The organism is Nocardia beijingensis NBRC 16342 (assembly GCF_001612785.1).
Lineage (GTDB): Bacteria > Actinomycetota > Actinomycetes > Mycobacteriales > Mycobacteriaceae > Nocardia > Nocardia beijingensis.
Genome location: NZ_BDBC01000066.1, coordinates 1 through 17,350, shown reverse-complemented (window position 1 = coordinate 17,350; position 17,350 = coordinate 1). Strand labels below are relative to the sequence as shown.

Here is a 17,350-nt window from a genome sequence, read left to right as displayed (position 1 = left end):
CGGCTCTCCTTCACAGTCGCACTCCGATGTACTTGGTCTCCAGGAATTCGTCGATCCCGGTCGGTCCGCCTTCACGTCCGAGCCCGGATTCCTTGACGCCGCCGAACGGTGCGGCCGGGTTCGACACCACGCCCTGGTTGAGCCCGACCATGCCGGTCTCCAGCGCCTCGCACACCCGCAATCCCCGCCGGAGGTTCTCGGTGAACACGTAGCTCACCAGCCCGTAGGGAGTGTCGTTGGCCCGGCGCACGGCTTCGTCCTCGGTATCGAAGACGCCGATCGCGGCGACCGGTCCGAAGATCTCGGTGCGGCACAACTCGGCGTCGTCGGGCACGTCGACCAGGACGGTGGCGGGATAGAAGGTGCCCGGTCCGTCCGCGGCGGTCGCGCCGATCAACGCCGTCGCGCCGCGGGCGCGGGCGTCGTCGACCAGCCGCCGCACTTTGGCGACGGCCTCCGCGTCGATCAGCGGGCCGACCACGACGCCCGGCTCGGTGCCGCGGCCCATCGGCAGGGCCGCCATCCGCTCGGCGAGCCTGCGCGCGAAGACCTCGGCGACGCCGCGCTGGACGAGGATGCGATTGGCGGCGGTGCACGCCTGGCCGATATTGCGCATCTTCGCCGCCAGCGCGCCCTCGACCGCCTCGTCGAGGTCGGCGTCGTCGAACACCAGCAGCGGCGCGTTGCCACCGAGTTCCATGGAGGTGCGCATCACGGTGTGCGCGCACTGCGCGAGCAACTGCTTGCCGACCGCCGTCGAGCCCGTGAACGACAGCTTGCGCGAGCGGTCGTCGAGGATCAGCGGCGTCATCACCGCGGCGGGGTCCGCCGTCGTGACGACGTTGACCACCCCGGCGGGCACCCCTTCGTCCGCCAGTACCCGCGCCAGCGCCAGCATCGAAAGCGGTGTCTGCTCGGCCGGTTTCACCACGCAGGTGCAGCCCGCGGCGAGCGCGGGCGCGATCTTGCGCGCACCCATGGCGACGGGAAAGTTCCATGGCGTGACGAGCAGGCTCGGACCGACCGGTTGGCGGGTCACCAGGAAGCGCGATCCGCCGGTCGGCGCGGGCATATATCCGCCGTCCAGGCGCACGGCCTCCTCGGCGAACCAGCGGAAGAACTCCGCGGCGTAGGCGATCTCGCCGCGCGCCTCGGCCAGCGGCTTGCCCATCTCCAGGGTCGCGATCAGCGCGAGCCGGTCGGTATCGGCCAGCAACGCGCGATGCACGCGCATCAGCAGATCGCTGCGCTCCCGCGGTGCGGTGGCCGCCCAGTCCGGCTGCGCGGCGCACGCCGCGTCCAGCGCCGCGAGTCCGTCGTCCGGGGACGCGTCGGCTACCTCGCACAGCAGCGCGCCGGTCGCCGGATCGAAGACCGGCAGCGTCCCGGCGGTCGTCCGCCACCGGCCCTGGATGAACAAGCCGCGCGGCACCGTGTCGATCGCGGCGCGCTCGTCGGCGCTCAGCGCGCTGTCGGTGAGCATGATCGGTGGCTCCTTTCGGCACCGCGCAGCGTCCGGCCATTGCTGCGACCCGTGCCGCCATGTTATGCATATTGTCGACAATCCGACAATAGACACCCACCCGCACCGGGAGGCGAACGACCATGACCGAGCTCTCGCCGATCCTGAAACAGGCCACGCCGGTGATCGTCGACCACGGCGCGGGGTGCTACCTCTACGGCACCGACGGCCGCCGCTATCTGGACTTCACCGCGGGCATCGGCGTGACCAGCACCGGCCACTGCCACCCGAGAGTGGTCGCCGCCGCCCAGGCGCAGGTGGCCTCACTGATCCACGGCCAGTACACGACCGTGCTGCACCGGCCGCTGCTGGAGCTGACCGAACGGCTCGGCGCGGTGCTTCCGGAAGGTCTGGACACGCTGTTCTTCGCGAACTCCGGCAGCGAGGCGGTCGAGGCCGCGCTGCGCCTGGCGCGCCAGGCCACGGGCCGGCCGAACGTCGTCGTCTTCCACGGCGGTTTCCACGGCCGCACCGTGGCCGCCGCGACCATGACGACCTCCGGCACCCGTTTCTCCGCCGGGTTCAGCCCGCTCATGCCTGGCGTGCACGTCGCGCCGTTCCCCACCGCCTACCGCTATGGCTGGAGCGAGCGCGAAGCCACCGCCTTCGCGCTGCGCGAACTGGACTACCTGTTCGCCACGCTCACCTCGCCCGCCGAGACCGCCGCGTTCGTCGTGGAGCCGATGCTCGGTGAGGGCGGTTACGTCCCCGGCAACGCCGAGTTCTTCCGAGGGCTGCGCGAACGCGCGGACCGGCACGGCATCCTGCTGGTCTTCGATGAGATCCAGACCGGTTTCGGGCGCACCGGAAAGTTCTTCGGCCATCAGCACTTCGGCGTCCGGCCCGACGTCATCACCATCGCGAAGGGTCTGGCCAGCGGCTTCCCGCTGTCGGGCATCGCGGCGCCGCGCGAACTGATGGCGCGGGCGTGGCCGGGCTCGCAGGGCGGCACCTACGGCGGCAACGCGGTCGCGTGCGCGGCGGCGATCGCCACGCTCGACGTCATCGAATCCGAGGGCTTGGTGGACAACGCGGCCGCCCGCGGGGAGCAACTGCTGCGCGGGCTGCGCGCCCGCGCCACGAAGGCGATCGGCGATGTCCGCGGCCTCGGGTTGCTCGTGGGAGCCGAGTTCACCACGGCCACCGGCGAGCCCGACACCGCTACCGCGGCGGCCGCTCAGCGCGCCGCGGTGGACAAAGGGCTGCTCCTGCTGACCTGCGGCGCGCACATGAACGTGGTGCGGATGATCCCGCCGCTGATCGTCACCGACACGCAGATCGAGGACGCTCTGGCGATCTGGTCGGAGGTGCTCGCCGAGCTGTAGCGCTCACCACTCCGTCCGCAGCGCCCGCCGCACGGGCCCGATCAGGAAGCAGGACCGCATGGCCCGCTACATCACCATCACCCTCACCAAGGCCGCCGTCTCCTGCCGCGCTCGCCTGCTGGACGAAGAAGCGCCGCAGACCTGTGCCGCGGTGTGGAACGCGCTGCCGCTGGAAGGCGATGCCTTCCACGCCAAGTACGCCCGCAACGAGGTGTACACCTTGCTGCCCCGGATCGGCGCGGCGCCGCATCGGGAGAATCCGACGGTGACGCCCATCCCGGGCGATGTGTGCCTGTTCGATTTCGAGCCGTGGGAGATCGGCAACCCGGCCTACGGTTACGAGCCCGGTTCCGCGGCCGAACACGAACGCGGCGCGACCGATCTCGCGCTGTTCTACGGCCGCAACAATCTGCTGATCAACGGCGACCTCGGGTGGGTGCCGGGCAATGTGTTCGCCACCATCGAGGAAGGGCTCGCCGAAATGGCCGCGGCATGCAACGCGCTGTGGTCGCACGGCGTGCAAGGCGAGACACTCGCTTTCGCCCGCGCCTGAGCGACGGCGACACAGTGGCCCCGCGGTCTTCCGCGGGGCCACCGGCGTTCAGGAGGCCAGCACGAATTCGGCGTAGCGAGCCACCGCGAGGATCAGATCATCCGAGTGGCGCGGGCCGACGATCTGCAAGCCGACCGGCAGACCCGCCCGGGTTGTGCCCGCCGGGATGCTGATCGCGGGTTGCTGGGTGAGATTGAACGGGTAGGTGAAAGGCGTCCACTCGGGCCAGTCACGCAGGCCGCTGCCCGGCGGCACGTCGTGTCCCGCCTCGAACGCCGGAATCGGCACCGTCGGGGTGATCAGGACGTCGTAGTCGTTGTGGAAGGCACCCATGGTGATACCGATCCGGGCGGCCACGTCGCGCGCGGCGAGATAGTCGACGGCGGTGAGGGTTTCACCGCGCTCCCACACCGCGCGCAGGCCGGGGTCGACGCGTTCGCGCGTGCCTTCCGGGAAGCCGGACAGCATGGTGGCCGCGCCGGCCGCCCACAGCACTTCGAACGCCGCACGCGGATCGTCGAATCCGGGATCGGCGGCGTCGACCCTGAGTTCGGCGCCGGCCAGCCGGGCCACCGCCGCCTCCACGATCGCGGCGACCTCGGGGTCGACCGTGGCGTAGCCGAGCGCCCGCGAGTAGGCCACGCGCAATCCCCGCACGTCCCGGTGCATTTCGGCGCGGAACGCGGTGAGCGTGGGAGCCAGCGCCGTCGGGTCGCGCGGATCGGGCAGCGACAGGATGTCCATCAGCAGCGCCGCGTCCTCGACCGTGCGCGTCATGGGGCCCGCGTGCGCCAGCGGACCGAACGGGCTGGCCGGGAACAGCGGAATCCGCCCGTAGGTGGGTTTGAACCCGACGATGCCGCAGAAGGCGGCCGGTATGCGCACGCTGCCGCCGCCGTCGGTGCCCACCGAGACCGGGCCCATGCCCGCCGCGACCGCCGCGGCGCTACCGCCGGATGATCCGCCCGCGGTGGTGGCCGGGTCGGCCGGATTCCGCGTGACACCCGTCAGGGCGCTGTCGGTGACCGCCTTCCACGCGATCTCGGGGGTGGTGGTCTTGCCGAGGAAGACCATGCCGTCCTCGCGCAGCCGCGCCGCCACCGGACTGTCCACCGGCCACGGCCCGGCCGGGTCGATGGACGTGCAGCCGCGCCGGGTGGGCCAGCCCTCGGTCAGGAAGACGTCCTTGATCGAGATCGGCACGCCGTCGAGCAGACCCTTGGCGTGACCGGACTGCCAGCGCGCCTCGGAGTCCTTCGCCTGCACCAGGGCGCGATCGGCATCGACCAGGCAGAAGGCGTTGAGCGCGCCGTCGCGGTCGGCGATCGCGCGCAGCATCGCCTCGGTCGCCTCGACGGGCGACAACACTCCCGCCGCGTAGGCCGAGACCAGCTCGACCGCGGTCATGGCGGTCGGGTCGGTGGGGTGGTTCTTGTCGGGGTAGCTCATGGATGGACTCCTTCAGCCGGGCACGTATCCCAGCCTTTTGTCGACCACGTTGTCCAGCGGACGTCCGGCGATCCAGTTGTCGAAGTTCTCGGTGAACGCGTCGACGATCTCGGTGCGCCATCCGATGAAGTCACCGGAGTTGTGCGGGGTGATCCGGACGTTCGGCAGATCCCACAGGGGGTGATCGGCGGGGAGCGGCTCGGGGTCCACCACATCGAGCGCCGCCGCGGCGATCGATCCGGTGCGCAGCGCGGCGACGAGATCGTCGGTCACAACGAGTTCCCCTCGGCCGACGTTGACAAACCTGGCGTGCGGCTTCATCGCCGCGAAGGCGGCGGCGTCGAACATGTTCCTGGTCTGCTCGGTCAGCGGCGCGATCGCCACGACGTAATCGGCGCGCGCCAGTTCGGCGTGCAGATCGGTGGTCACTTCGCCGAAATCCGGGTCCGCCGTGCGCTCGCGCCTGCCGACGGCGCGCACGGTCATCCCGGCCGCGCGCAGCAATCGGGCGATCCCGCGTCCGATCGAGCCGGTGCCGACGATCAGCGCCGTTGCCCCCGCCACCCGCTCGGATTCCCGATGCCGCCACTCGTGCCGCTGTTGCAGCAGCAGCGAGCCGGACAGGTCCTTGGCGAAGCCGATGATCTGCCCGAGCACGTACTCGGCGATGGCGGTGTCGAAGACGCCTCGGGTATTGGTCACCACCACGTCGCCAGCCCGCAACTCGGGGAACATCGCGGGATCGACACCGGTCGATCCCATGTGCACCCAGCGCAAGCGATCCGCGGCATGCCAGGCGCCGGGCAGCGCCCGGGTGCGAAAGTCGTAGACGAACAAGACCTCCGCTCCGCGCAGCGCGTCCGCCAATCCGGGTGCTTCGGTGTACCGGACGGTGGCGCGGCTTGCTACTCGGTCCATTCGTTCGGCGTCGGGCACACTGTCGCTGTGCAGGACGACGACAATCGGGCCCTGTTCCACATTGACACAGTAAGAGGGCATCGTATGATTGTCAACAATCCGATCGTGTTCGGAGGTCGTCCCGGCTGAGCGCGAGAGGGGCCGCAGTGGATCTGAGCTTTCCCGACCTCGATGGGCCCGTCGCGCAACGGGGTATCGGGATCATCGCACCCTTCGACCTCGCCCTCGAACGCGAGCTCTGGCGCTGGGCGCCGCTGGAGGTGAGCCTGCACCTGGCCCGCACACCCTACGAACCGGTCCCGGTGTCGCTGGAGATGGCCGAATTGGTCTCCGACGCGGCGCATCTCACCGCGGCCACCCACAATGTGCTGCACGTGGAACCCGAGGTCGTGGCCTACTTGTGCACGTCGGGCAGCTTCATCAAAGGCCTCGCCTACGAGAAGTCCTTGCGCGACACCATCTGCCGGGCCGGGGCGCAGGACGCGGTGACCACTTCGGGCGCGTTGCTCGAAGCGATCCGCCATCTGGATCTCACCCGAATCTCGGTGCTGACCCCGTACGACGAGATCCTGACCCACCGGCTGCACGAATTCCTCGCCGAAGCCGGGTGCTCGGTGGTTCGCTCGGACCATCTCGGGCTCGGCGGCGGCATCTGGAAGGTCGCCTACCGCACGATCGCCGAACGCATCGTCGCCGCCGACGATCCTGCGGCCCAGGCCGTCTTCGTCAGCTGTACCAACCTGCCGACCTACGACGTGATAGAGCCGCTGGAGAAGGCCATCGGCAAGCCGGTGCTCACCGCCAACCAGCTCACCATGTGGGCATGTCTCGGCCGGATGAAGCTCCCCATGATGGGTCCGGGCAAGTGGCTGCTCAACGTTTTCTGAAGGAAGAACATCCCATGCGCACACCCACCGTCGGTTTCATCTATCCCGATCACGCGGCCGAGGACGACTATCCGCTCGCGGCGGCGGCGCTCGGCGCGCACCTTCCGGTGGCCCACATCTACGGCACCGATCTGCACGCCGTACCCGAACTGCTCGAGCTCGGCAGCCCGGAGAAACTGCGGCTCGGCGCGTCGCTGCTCGCCCGGCACCGCCCCGACGCGATCGTCTGGGCCTGCACCTCCGGCAGTTTCGTCTACGGACCCGCGGGCGCGCGCGAGCAAGTGCGCGCGCTGGCCGAGGTCGCGGGCGTCCCGGCGACCAGCACCAGCATCGCGTTCGCCGACGCCGCGCACGCCATCGGATCGCGTACCGTCGCCGTCGCCGCCAGCTATCCCGACGACGTCGCGCGGCTGTTCGTGGAGTTCCTCGCCGACGCGGGGATCGACGTCGTCCGCATGTCCAGCGCCGGCATCGACACGGCCGCCGAGGTGGGCACCCTCACCCCGGCCCAGGTGCTGCGGCTGGCGGCGGACAACGACCATCCCCACGCGCAGGCGCTGCTCATTCCCGACACCGCGATGCACACCGTGGCGGTGCTGCCGGACCTGGAGGCTACGCTGGGCAAACCGGTGCTGACGGCCAATCAGGTCACGATCTGGGCGGGGCTGCGGCTGGCCGGCGCCGAACCGGTCGTTCCCGGCTTCGGGAGCTTGTTCGCGGAAAGGCAGATCGATGTCCGTCGTTGATTTCGAGCCGGTGAACCGGCAGTCGACCGCGGAGATGATCGCCGATCGGCTCCGCGAGGCGATCATGCGCGGCAGCCTCGCGCCCGGGTCGCAGCTCGGCGAAGCCGATCTCGCCGCGCGGTTCGCGGTCTCGCGCGGCCCGGTGCGTGAAGCGATGCAGCGGCTGGTCTCCGAGGGGCTGCTGCACAGCATCCGCCACCGCGGCATCTTCGTCATCGAACTGAGCCTCGATGACGTCGTCGACATCTACCGGGCCAGGACCGCGCTGGAAGGCGGCGCGCTGGAACTGATCCTGGACGGCCGCCGGCCGATCGCCTATCAGGCGCTCGGCTCCAGCGTCGAGGAGATGACCGCGTGCGCCGAGCGCGGCGACGCGGTGGGAGTGTCGGATGCCGATCAGGCCTTCCACGAGGCGCTGGTGGAGAGCGCGGCCAGTCCGCGGCTGGTACGGGCGGCGCGCACCTTGCTGATCGAGACGCGCATGTGCTTGGGCGCTTTGCAGACGACCTACCCGGACCTGCGGGAACAGGCTCGCGAACACGTCGGCCTGCGCGAGGCGATCGGCGCCGGAGAGCCGGCGCGGCCCCGCGCTCTGCTCGTCGAGCACATGGACGACGCCGTGCAGCGCCTCCGGCACCAGATCGGCTCTTGAGCGCGGTGCGCCGGCGGGACGGGAAATCCAGCAGGCCGCGGAAGGCGGGCAGCGAGAGATAGCCGTCGCCGTCCTCCCTGACCGTACGGATCACGTTGTGTGCGTGCGGGGCTCAATCCGCGGCGAGAACACGCCGTACAGGAGGCGTCCCCTCGAGTCGCTTCTCGTCGGCGGCGGCGAGCCAGAAGTAGACGGGTGGCAGCACGAGTTCCACAGCGGTCAGGACGATCTGGAACCAGTGCGGCCAGCCGTGCACGGCGACCGAGACGAAGCGGGCCACCGCACCGAGCAGGAAGATCCCGGCCAGCATCCGCACCGCGGCCGCCGGTATCGGTGACTGCCGCGCGGCCCGGATCCACGCCAGGCCGTATCCGACGAAGATCGCGCCGAAGAACCGGCTCTGACTGTCCGCGGTCACTCCGGCCGAACCCATGTCGGGCACCGAGTCGACACCGAGGGCGATATGCAGGATTCCGATCGCCACGCAGGCGACGCCCATCACCATGGACAGCCATTTGAGCGCATTGGACATACATGCCTCCCGGATGCACGCGACGTTCCGGCGGGCGCACAGCGCACCGATCGTGGCCGACCCACCCGCTTAGTAGACGTTCGTCTACTAAGAATGCTACGACCTGTAGTAGACACGCGTCAACTAGGCTCACGAGGTGCCCCGCCGCCGACTGTCCCCGGATGAGCGCCGCCGCGTACTCCTCGACGCGGGCGCGAAACTCTTCGCCGACCGGCCCTACGACACGGTGCTCATGGAGGACGTCGCCGCCGAGGCGGGCGTGTCCCGTGCCCTCCTCTACCGCCACTTCCCGAGCAAACGCGACCTGTTCGCGGCGGTCTACCAGCTCGCTTCCGAGCAACTGCTGGTCGCGACCACGTTCGACGCGGAAGCGCCCCTGGTCGATCAGCTCGCCGCGGGCCTGGACACGCACTTCGCCTACTTCGAGGCCAACGCCAACAGCGTGCTCGCGGCCAACCGCGTGCTGGCCACCGACCCGTCCATCCAAGCGATCATCGCGGGCGAGCTCGGCGAACTGCGCGAGCGCGTACTCGACGCGCTGCGACTGGAGGGACCGCCGCGCGCCACCGTGTCGGCGATCCTGACGAGCTGGCTGACCTTCGTGCGGGTGCTCACCGTCGAGTGGCTCGAGCACGGCACACCGACCCGTGCCCAGATGCGCGAGATCTCACTCGGCGCGCTGCTGGGCGCGTTGGGTCCGGTCATCGATATCAGCGGCGCGGACAGCTCCGGAAGACCCGCGAGCTGACTCGTGCGGCGACACGACGGCAGCGACGCGGCGACTGCCGTTCGGGAGCGCGCGCCGTCGGCGTCACGGGAGGCCGGACGGGCTCGGACCACCCGAGGACCCTCAGAGATTGGACGGACGCACCACCATGACCGATGCGGCTCGCTTGCCGCTTTCCCGCAGCAGTGCGATCGCACGGCCTTCCGGGTCGACGGCGGCATACACGCCGGCTATCCCGGCGGGTTCGAGCCAGCGGCCGTTGCGCAGGTCGTCGGCTTGCTTGTCGTCGATGTCCCTCAGCGGGAACGCCGTTCGCACCGCGGCATCGATGTCGAGGCTCAGCCGCGGCGTGCCGGACTCCGCGGCGGCGGCCAATTCGTCCAGGGTGCGGGCGTGTTCGAGGGTGAAGGGGCCGACCCTGGTGCGGCGCAACGCGGTCAAGTGGCCGCCCACGCCGAGCGCGGCGCCGAGGTCACGGGCGAGCGCACGCACGTAGGTGCCCGAGGAGCACTCGACCACCACGTCCAGGTCGACGAAATCGCCTGCGTCGCGCCGGGCGAGCACATCGAAGCGTGACACCGTGACCGGACGGGCGGCCAGTTGCACCTGCTCACCCGCCCGGTGGCGGGCATAGGCGCGTTCGCCGTCGACCTTGATCGCGCTCACGGTGGCGGGCACCTGTTCGATGTCGCCGGTCAGTTCGGCCGTGCACGCGGCGATGTCGTCGTCGGCGAGGTGGCCGGCCGCAGTCGTGGTCAGCACCTCGCCCTCGGCGTCGTCGGTGCTGGTCGCCTGCCCCAGCCGGACGGTCGCGGTGTACGCCTTGGTGGTCAGGGTGAGCAGGCCGAGCAGTTTGGTCGCGCGTTCCACGCCGAGCACCAGCACGCCGGTCGCCATCGGGTCGAGCGTGCCCGCGTGGCCGATCTTCTTGGTGCGCAGCAGCTTCCTGCACTTCGCGACGACGTCGTGGCTGGTCCAGCCACCGGCCTTGTCGATGACGAGCAGCCCGCCGAGTCCGTCCATCAGACGTGCGCGATCGCGGTCAGGATGTAGCCGTCGGTGATCAGCCAGCGGCCGTCGAACGACAGCAGCGGCGTGCCGCCGTCGGTGGTCTGGCCCGGCACCAGCAGTTCGGTGTGGAAGCTGCCGCGCCCGGAATCCGCGGAGCTGTCCTCGATGTCGAAGGTGATGTGCGCGTCTTCGAAGCCGAGCCAGCGCAGCGTCAGCGGGAACCACGCCTTGTAGGTGGCCTCCTTGGCGCAGAACAGCAAGCGGTCCAGGTGCAATCCGGAATCGGTCGTCTTCAGCCATTCCCGCTCCGGCGGCAGGCTGACCGAGTCCAGCACGCCGTCCGGCAGCGTGGCGTGCGGCTCGGCATCGATGCCGATGGACCGGAAGCGCAATTTGTGCCCGAGCGCGGCGGCCTGATAGCCGTCACAGTGGGTCAGGCTGCCGACGATTCCGCGCGGCCACACCGGAGCGCCGCGCTCGCCCTTGCCGATCGCGACCGGTTGCTCGCCGAGCTGGGCGAGCGCCAGCCGGGCGCAATGCCGCGCGCCGATGAAATCACGGCGCCGCTTCTCCACCGACTTGGCGATGAGATGCTCCTCCGCCGGATGCGGTCGCAGATCCTCCGGGTACGCCAGCAACTCGGCCGAGGCCACACCCGCGGGCAGAATGTTCTCGATCATCACCGACGAGCGTAGTGCAGGCGCACCGGATCGGATCGCAGCGCCGTATGCGCCGGACTACGCCAGCCCGCGCCGCTGCTGCGCCTTGCTGCGCATCTCCGCCGCTGCGGCCTCCATCTCGGGAGTCACCTGGAAATGTCCGCCCCACTTGTTCAGCGTGCCCGGCGGATACTCCGGGGTGGGCAGGATCTGGCGCAGCAATCGCTCCGGCAGACCACGGCGCTGCCATTCGCGCGGGTAGCCCAGCGACACCTCCTCGAACCGGACGCCGTCGTAGTGCGAGGTCCGCGGAATGTGCAGGTGACCGTAGACCGAGCAGACCACGTTGTAGCGCGTGTGCCAGTCCGCGGTCAGCTCGGTGCCGCACCACAGCGCGAACTCCGGATAGAACAGCACGTCGGTCGGCTGCCGCACCAGCGGGAAGTGGTTGATCAGGACCAGTGGGGTGCCGGGAGCCAGCGCGTCGAGCTTGCGTTTGGTCGCCTGCACCCTGGCGTGGCACCAAGCGTCCCTGGTCAGGTACGGATCCGGCGAGAGCAGGAATTCGTCGGTGGCCACCACGTTGCGCTCACGCGCGATCGCCAGCCCCTCCGCCTTGGTGGTGGCTCCCTCCGGCAGGAACGAGTAGTCGTACAGCAGGAACATCGGCACCAGCGTGACCGCTCCGCCGTGCTCCTCGGCGCCTGCGCCCTGCCACACCGGAAAGGGGTCCTCGGGCGTCAGCACGTCGAGATCGCGGCATATCGATACCAAGTAGTCGTAGCGCGCCGCCCCGACCATCTGCACCGGGTCCTTCGCCGTCGTCCACAGCTCGTGATTGCCCGGCACCCAGATCACCTTGGCGAACCGGCCGCGCAGCAGTTGCAGCGCCCAGCGGATGTCGTCGGTCTTCTCCCCCACGTCGCCGGCCACGATGAGCCAGTCCTCCGGCGAGTCCGCCTTGATCTGCTCCACGACCGGCCGATTCCCCTGGTGCCCGACATGAATGTCGCTCACCGCCATCAACTTGGGTATCACCACACCTACCTTGGCACATCGATTCGGATTCGCACGCACCGGCCGAGCCGGGTGTCGGTCACCTCGGCGGCTCGGCGCCGACCAGGGCCCACCGGCCCGACAGCGCCCGCCCCGCGACGGCGATCAGCCGCAACAGCATGAACGCGGCGAGGCCGGACCAGATTCCGGCGACGCCCCAGTCGAAGATCAGCGACAACCAGATGGCGGGCAGGAAACCGAGCAACGCCGCACCGAGCGTGGTGGTGCGCAGATACGCCGCGTCGCCCGCGCCGAGCAGCACGCCGTCCAGCGCGAACACGACACCGGCCACGGGAATGAGCGCGACGAAGAACCACCACACCACATGAGCGCGCTCGAGTACGTCCGGATCGTCGGTGAACAGCGCGGGCACCGCCACCGCTCCCGCCGCGAAGCAGGCGGCCAGCCCGAGGCTGAAGATCTCCGACCAGCGGGTGACGCGCCTGGCGATGGCGCGGGCGCCGGTGGCGTCACCCGCGCCGAGCGCCGCGCCGGTGAGCGTCTGCGCGGCGATGGCCAGCGCGTCCAGCGCGAGCGCCAGGAAGTTCCACAGTTGCAGCACCAACTGGTGGGCCGCCACCGACGCGGCGCCGAAACGCGCGGCCACCGCCGCCGCCGAGACGAAGCAGGCCTGGAAAGCGAAGCTGCGGACGATCAGGTCGCGCCCGAGCACGAGCTGAGCGCGCATCACCGACCAGTGCGGTGCGAGGGAAACCCCCTCGCGGGCCAGCGCTTTGAGGAACAGGATCGCGGTGACGATCTGACCGGCCACGTTCGCCACGGCGGAGCCGGGCAGGCCCAGGTGCGGCGCGCCCAGCAGTCCGTGCACCAGCGCCGGGCAGAGGATCGCCGACACCACGAGTCCGGCGACGACGTAGACCAGTGGCCTGCGGGTCTCCTGGACGCCGCGCAGCCACCCGTTGCCCGCCATAGAGATCAGGATCAGCGGCACGCCGAACAGCGCGATCCGCACCCAGCCCATCGCCTCCGCCGCGATGTCACCGCCGCCGGCGATGGCGCTGGTCACCGGGACGGCGAAGGTCTGGACCAGCAGCAGGATCGCGACGCCGACGGCCACCGCGATCCACGTCGCCTGCACACCCTCGGCGACGGCGCCCCGGTGATCGCCCGCGCCGTGGCGACGCGCCGAGCGCGCGGTCGTGCCGTAGGACAGGAAGGTCAGCTGTGAACTCGTCTGCGTCAGGATCAACCCGCCGACGGCGAGACCGGCCAGCGCGAGCGCCCCGAGCCTGCCGACCACGGCCAGATCGAACAAGAGGTAGATCGGTTCGGCGACCAGCACGCCGAGGGTCGGCAACGCGAGGCCGAGAATGCGCCCGGGACCGGCAGCGGCAGCCCGGCTGACGCGCCCCGGCTCACTCACTCGCAGGGCCGGATCACCGATATCCGCGTCGCCGGGACTCTGCGCGCTCACGAACACCTCCCCCACACGTCGCTCCCTCCGAGACCACCGCCGTTCCGACCTCGGCACGGTTCACCGACGAACACGGATGCGCCAGGTCGAGGCATACGGTCATCCGAGCGCGGTCAGCAGCGCGCCGATCAAGTCCTCGGGCGCGCCGTGCGCGGTGTATCCGGCGGCGAAGCGGTGCCCGCCGCCGCCCAGTGAGGTGGCGACCTCGGCGACGTCCACGCCGTCACCCGCGGAGGCTCCGCTGTCGCGCGAGCGCAGCGACACCGTCCACCGATCCGGCACCACACGGGATTGCTTGAACACCGCGGCGATTCCGGCTTCGGCGGTCGTGCGCACGATATCTATGACGCTCTCGATTTCCTCCGAGCGCACGTCGTCGATGTCGTCGCGCCGCACGAACGCGTACACCAACCCGACACCGCCGCGCACCTCCGGCACGAGCTGCGCTGTCCCGAGGACACGCGACAGCATCGGCAGCCAGCCGAACGGGTGCGTGTCCATCAAGGTCCTGGCGATGTGCGCGCCGTCGATGCCGGTGGCAAGCAGCCGCTCCGCCAGTTCGTGGGTACCCGGCCGCACCCACCGGAACGAACCCGTGTCGGTGACCAGACCGGCGTACAGGCAATGCGCCACATCCGCATCGATCGGCACACCCCACGCGTCGAGCAACCGGGCGATCAGGCTCGTGGTGGACTCCGCGGCGGGGTCGACCACATTGATCGCTCCGAAGCACGTGTTCGATCGATGGTGATCGATCACCAATGTCGTTGCGGCGCCCGCCAATCGATCGGCCAGCGCCCCCAACCGGCCCGCGCTGCCGCAATCGACCGCGACCAGCAGGTCGACCTCGGCGCGCACCTCGGCGGGCGCCACCAAGTGCCGCACGCCGGGCAACGACCGCATCGACACGGGCAGTTCCGCCGGCTCGGCGAAGGACACCTGCACCGCGACGCCGCGCCCGTGCAGCACCAACGCCAGTGCCAGACCACTTCCTATGGTGTCCGCATCGGGCTGCACATGGCAGACGATGGTCACCGAGCGCGCGGCGTCCAGCGCCGCCACGGCCGTGTCCAAGCCGGCCGTTTCCCGCATCGTCGTCATCGACTACCGCATGTCACTCGTCGGCGTCGCGTTCGACCTTGTAGGGGTCGGCGTCGCCCGCGGGCCTTGCGGTGGCCGCCACCTTGGCGACCTCGTCGTCCGCGGCCCGCGCCCTGGCGAGCAGTTCCTCCATCTGCCGTGCCGCGTCGGGCACGGTGTCGAGTACGAATGCCAGCGTCGGGGTGAACTTCACCGCGGTTCCCGCGCCCACCTTAGAGCGCAGGACGCCCTTGGCCTTCTCCAGTCCGGCCGCCGCGCCTTCGTAATCCGGTTCGGCGTCGAGGGTTTCACCCATCACGGTGTAGTACACCGTCGCCTCCCTGAGATCGCCGGTGACCTTGGCGTCGGTGATGGTCACGAAACGCAGCCGCGGGTCTTTGACCTCGTATTCGATCGCGGTCGCGACGATCGAGGAGATCCGCTTGGCGAGTCGGCGTGCCCTGGCTTGGTCCACCATGGCCGTTTCCTCCTCACTGTCAACTCTGTTCGGTGGCGGTCGTCGTGTGGCTCGGGGCCGCCACCCGAGCTCCGTCGCTGCGCCGCGTCAGTCCTCGGGCCCGAAGATTCGGCGGCGCACCGCCAGCAACTGTAACTCCGGGCGGGCCGCGACGTGCCGTTCACATTTGTCCAGCACCTCGGTCAGGTGATCCATGCCCGCACTGACCATGGCCACGCCCAGCAGCGAGCGACGGTATAGATCGTGTTCCCCGCCTTCGGCGGCACTCACACCGAAACGCTGTAATTCGGCCAGAATCGGCCGGATCACCGAACGCTTCTGTTTCAGTGAATGCACATCACCCAGCAGCAGGTCGAACTCCAGTGCACCCAGGTACACCCTTACCCTCCCCAGCTCAGGAAGACCGGCCGGACGCCGCGCTCGGCGCGCGGCGTCCGGTCTCGTCTCGGTCTATCAGTCGCGCGGCTTCTCGCGCAGCTCGTAGGCCTCGATGATGTCGCCTTCCTTGATGTCGGAGTAGGTGACCGTCATACCGCATTCGTAGCCCTCGCGGACCTCGGTGACGTCGTCCTTCTCCCGGCGCAGCGACGAGATCGTCATCGTCTCGGCGATCACCACGTTGTCCCGGAGCAGGCGCGCCTTGGCGTTGCGCTTGACCGAGCCCGACGTGACCATGCAACCGGCGATATTGCCGATCTTCGACGAACGGAAGATCGCCCTGATCTCGGCGCGGCCCAGCTCGACCTCTTCGTAGATCGGCTTGAGCATGCCCTTGAGGGCCTTCTCGATCTCGTCGATGGCCTGGTAGATCACCGAGTAGTACCGGATGTCGACGCCCTCGCGGTTGGCCAGCTCGGTGGCCTTGCCCTCCGCGCGGACGTTGAAGCCGATGATGATCGCGTTCGAGGCCGACGCCAGGTTGACGTTGGTCTCGGTGACGCCACCGACACCACGGTCGATCACCCGCAGGCGCACCTCGTCGCCCACCTGGATCCCGAGCAGCGCCTCTTCGAGGGCCTCGACCGTACCGGAGTTGTCGCCCTTGAGGATCAGGTTCAGCTCGCTGGTCTCCTTCAGCGCGGCATCCAGATCTTCCAGGCTGATCCGCTTGCGGCTGCGTGCGGCCAGCGCGTTGCGCTTGCGCGCGTTGCGCCGGTCGGCGATCTGCCGCGCGATCCGGTCTTCGTCGACCACGAGCAGGTTGTCACCGGCGCCTGGCACCGACGTGAAGCCGATGACCTGGACCGGCCGCGACGGCAGCGCCGCGTCGACGTCCTCGCCGTGCTCGTCCACCATCCGGCGCACCCGGCCGTAGGCGTCTCCCGCCACGATCGAGTCGCCGACCCGCAGGGTGCCGCGCTGGATGAGCACGGTCGCCACCGGGCCGCGGCCGCGGTCGAGGTGCGCCTCGATGGCCACGCCCTGCGCGTCCATGTCCGGGTTCGCCCGCAGGTCCAGCGCCGCGTCCGCGGTCAGCAGGACCGCCTCGAGCAGCGCGTCGATGTTGATGTTCTGCCTGGCGGAGATGTCGACGAACATGGTGTCGCCGCCGTATTCCTCGGCGACCAAGCCGTACTCGGTGAGCTGCTGACGAACCTTCTGCGGGTTCGCGCCCTCCTTGTCGATCTTGTTCACCGCGACGACGATCGGCACGTCCGCCGCCTGCGCGTGGTTGATCGCCTCCACCGTCTGCGGCATGACGCCGTCGTCGGCGGCGACCACAAGGATCGCGATGTCGGTGGCCTTCGCACCGCGGGCACGCATGGCGGTGAACGCCTCGTGACCAGGGGTGTCGATGAAGGTGATCAGCCGGTCCTCGTCGCCGAGGTGGGTGAGCACCTGGTAGGCGCCGATGTGCTGGGTGATGCCACCCGCCTCGCCCTCGCGGACGTTCGCCTTGCGGATGGTGTCCAGCAAGCGGGTCTTACCGTGGTCGACGTGACCCATGACGGTCACCACCGGCGGACGCTGCTCGAGGTCTTCCTCGCCGCCTTCGTCCTCGCCGTAGGTGAGGTCGAACGACTCCAGCAGCTCGCGGTCCTCGTCCTCGGGGCTGACCACGTGCACGACGTAGTTCATCTCGCTGCCGAGCAGCTCGAGCGTCTCGTCGTTCACCGACTGGGTCGCGGTGACCATCTCGCCGAGGTTGAACAGGGCCTGTACCAGCGCGGCCGGGTTCGCGTCGATCTTCTCCGCGAAGTCCGACAGCGACGCGCCGCGGGCGAGCCGGATGATCTCGCCGTTGCCGCGCGGCAGCCGCACGCCGCCGACGGCGGGCGCCTGCATCGAGTCGTACTCTTGCCGCTTCTGCCGCTTCGAC

At 69.7% G+C, this 17,350-nt stretch carries 18 protein-coding genes; 6 read left to right on the top strand and 12 right to left on the bottom strand.

Annotation, left to right across the window (positions count from 1 at the left end; all coding sequences use genetic code 11):
* Positions 1–10: 10 nt before the first annotated feature.
* Positions 11–1,483: an NAD-dependent succinate-semialdehyde dehydrogenase gene (locus tag NB3_RS30135; protein WP_174553261.1), complete on the bottom strand. Its 1,473-nt coding sequence runs from the start codon at positions 1,481–1,483 to the stop codon at positions 11–13.
* A 122-nt stretch (positions 1,484–1,605) separates the two neighbouring features.
* Between NB3_RS30135 and NB3_RS30130 the strand changes: the two genes are divergently transcribed.
* Both NB3_RS30130 and NB3_RS30125 read left to right on the top strand, forming a co-directional pair.
* Complete coding sequence (locus tag NB3_RS30130; protein WP_067810023.1) at positions 1,606–2,847, top strand: aspartate aminotransferase family protein; 1,242 nt, start codon at positions 1,606–1,608, stop codon at positions 2,845–2,847.
* Positions 2,848–2,905: 58 nt separating this feature from the next.
* Positions 2,906–3,400: a DUF3830 family protein gene (locus NB3_RS30125; protein WP_067810022.1), complete on the top strand. Its 495-nt coding sequence runs from the start codon at positions 2,906–2,908 to the stop codon at positions 3,398–3,400.
* Positions 3,401–3,448: 48 nt separating this feature from the next.
* On the opposite strand, the gene NB3_RS30120 is transcribed toward NB3_RS30125, so the two are convergent.
* Both NB3_RS30120 and NB3_RS30115 read right to left on the bottom strand, forming a co-directional pair.
* The gene (locus NB3_RS30120; protein ID WP_084823794.1) at positions 3,449–4,849 is read right to left on the bottom strand and encodes an amidase; all 1,401 of its coding nucleotides are present in this window, start codon (positions 4,847–4,849) and stop codon (positions 3,449–3,451) included.
* 12 nt (positions 4,850–4,861) lie between these two features.
* Complete coding sequence (locus NB3_RS30115) at positions 4,862–5,827, bottom strand: D-2-hydroxyacid dehydrogenase (RefSeq protein WP_174553265.1); 966 nt, start codon at positions 5,825–5,827, stop codon at positions 4,862–4,864.
* Between the two features lie 86 nt (positions 5,828–5,913).
* On the opposite strand from NB3_RS30115, the gene NB3_RS30110 reads away from it, so the two are divergent.
* From NB3_RS30110 to NB3_RS30100, 3 genes are read left to right on the top strand one after another with little or no spacing between them, the layout of a single operon-like run.
* Positions 5,914–6,654: a maleate cis-trans isomerase family protein gene (locus NB3_RS30110; RefSeq protein WP_067810018.1), complete on the top strand. Its 741-nt coding sequence runs from the start codon at positions 5,914–5,916 to the stop codon at positions 6,652–6,654.
* A 14-nt stretch (positions 6,655–6,668) separates the two neighbouring features.
* Complete coding sequence (locus NB3_RS30105; RefSeq protein WP_067810016.1) at positions 6,669–7,400, top strand: maleate cis-trans isomerase family protein; 732 nt, start codon at positions 6,669–6,671, stop codon at positions 7,398–7,400.
* Complete coding sequence (locus NB3_RS30100; protein WP_067810014.1) at positions 7,387–8,052, top strand: GntR family transcriptional regulator; 666 nt, start codon at positions 7,387–7,389, stop codon at positions 8,050–8,052. Before NB3_RS30105 ends, NB3_RS30100 begins: the two co-directional genes overlap by 14 nt.
* A gap of 112 nt (positions 8,053–8,164) precedes the next feature.
* On the opposite strand, the gene NB3_RS30095 is transcribed toward NB3_RS30100, so the two are convergent.
* The gene (locus NB3_RS30095) at positions 8,165–8,584 is read right to left on the bottom strand and encodes a DUF4345 domain-containing protein (RefSeq protein WP_067810012.1); all 420 of its coding nucleotides are present in this window, start codon (positions 8,582–8,584) and stop codon (positions 8,165–8,167) included.
* Between the two features lie 136 nt (positions 8,585–8,720).
* On the opposite strand from NB3_RS30095, the gene NB3_RS30090 reads away from it, so the two are divergent.
* Positions 8,721–9,332, top strand: coding sequence for a TetR/AcrR family transcriptional regulator (locus NB3_RS30090; protein WP_067810011.1), 612 nt, complete (start codon positions 8,721–8,723; stop codon positions 9,330–9,332).
* A 102-nt stretch (positions 9,333–9,434) separates the two neighbouring features.
* On the opposite strand, the gene truB is transcribed toward NB3_RS30090, so the two are convergent.
* The 8 genes from truB to infB form a co-directional block, all read right to left on the bottom strand.
* Positions 9,435–10,334, bottom strand: coding sequence for a tRNA pseudouridine(55) synthase TruB (gene truB / locus NB3_RS30085; RefSeq protein WP_067810009.1), 900 nt, complete (start codon positions 10,332–10,334; stop codon positions 9,435–9,437).
* Complete coding sequence (gene npt, locus NB3_RS30080; protein ID WP_067810007.1) at positions 10,334–11,002, bottom strand: 4'-phosphopantetheinyl transferase Npt; 669 nt, start codon at positions 11,000–11,002, stop codon at positions 10,334–10,336. Before npt ends, truB begins: the two co-directional genes overlap by 1 nt.
* 57 nt (positions 11,003–11,059) lie before the next feature.
* Positions 11,060–12,019: a metallophosphoesterase family protein gene (locus NB3_RS30075; protein WP_157112090.1), complete on the bottom strand. Its 960-nt coding sequence runs from the start codon at positions 12,017–12,019 to the stop codon at positions 11,060–11,062.
* A 58-nt stretch (positions 12,020–12,077) separates the two neighbouring features.
* Complete coding sequence (locus tag NB3_RS30070) at positions 12,078–13,421, bottom strand: MATE family efflux transporter (RefSeq protein WP_067810096.1); 1,344 nt, start codon at positions 13,419–13,421, stop codon at positions 12,078–12,080.
* A gap of 150 nt (positions 13,422–13,571) precedes the next feature.
* Positions 13,572–14,573 carry a DHH family phosphoesterase gene (locus NB3_RS30065; RefSeq protein WP_067810005.1) on the bottom strand — a complete coding sequence of 334 codons (1,002 nt, stop codon included), beginning with the start codon at positions 14,571–14,573 and terminating at the stop codon, positions 13,572–13,574.
* 13 nt (positions 14,574–14,586) lie between these two features.
* Complete coding sequence (rbfA, locus tag NB3_RS30060) at positions 14,587–15,030, bottom strand: 30S ribosome-binding factor RbfA (protein ID WP_067810004.1); 444 nt, start codon at positions 15,028–15,030, stop codon at positions 14,587–14,589.
* An 87-nt stretch (positions 15,031–15,117) separates the two neighbouring features.
* On the bottom strand, positions 15,118–15,408 hold the full coding sequence (locus NB3_RS30055; RefSeq protein WP_067810001.1) for a DUF503 domain-containing protein: 291 nt from the start codon (positions 15,406–15,408) through the stop codon (positions 15,118–15,120).
* 75 nt (positions 15,409–15,483) lie between these two features.
* Positions 15,484–17,350: translation initiation factor IF-2 (gene infB, locus NB3_RS30050; RefSeq protein ID WP_218020667.1), on the bottom strand; the 1,867-nt coding region annotated here is incomplete at its 5' end.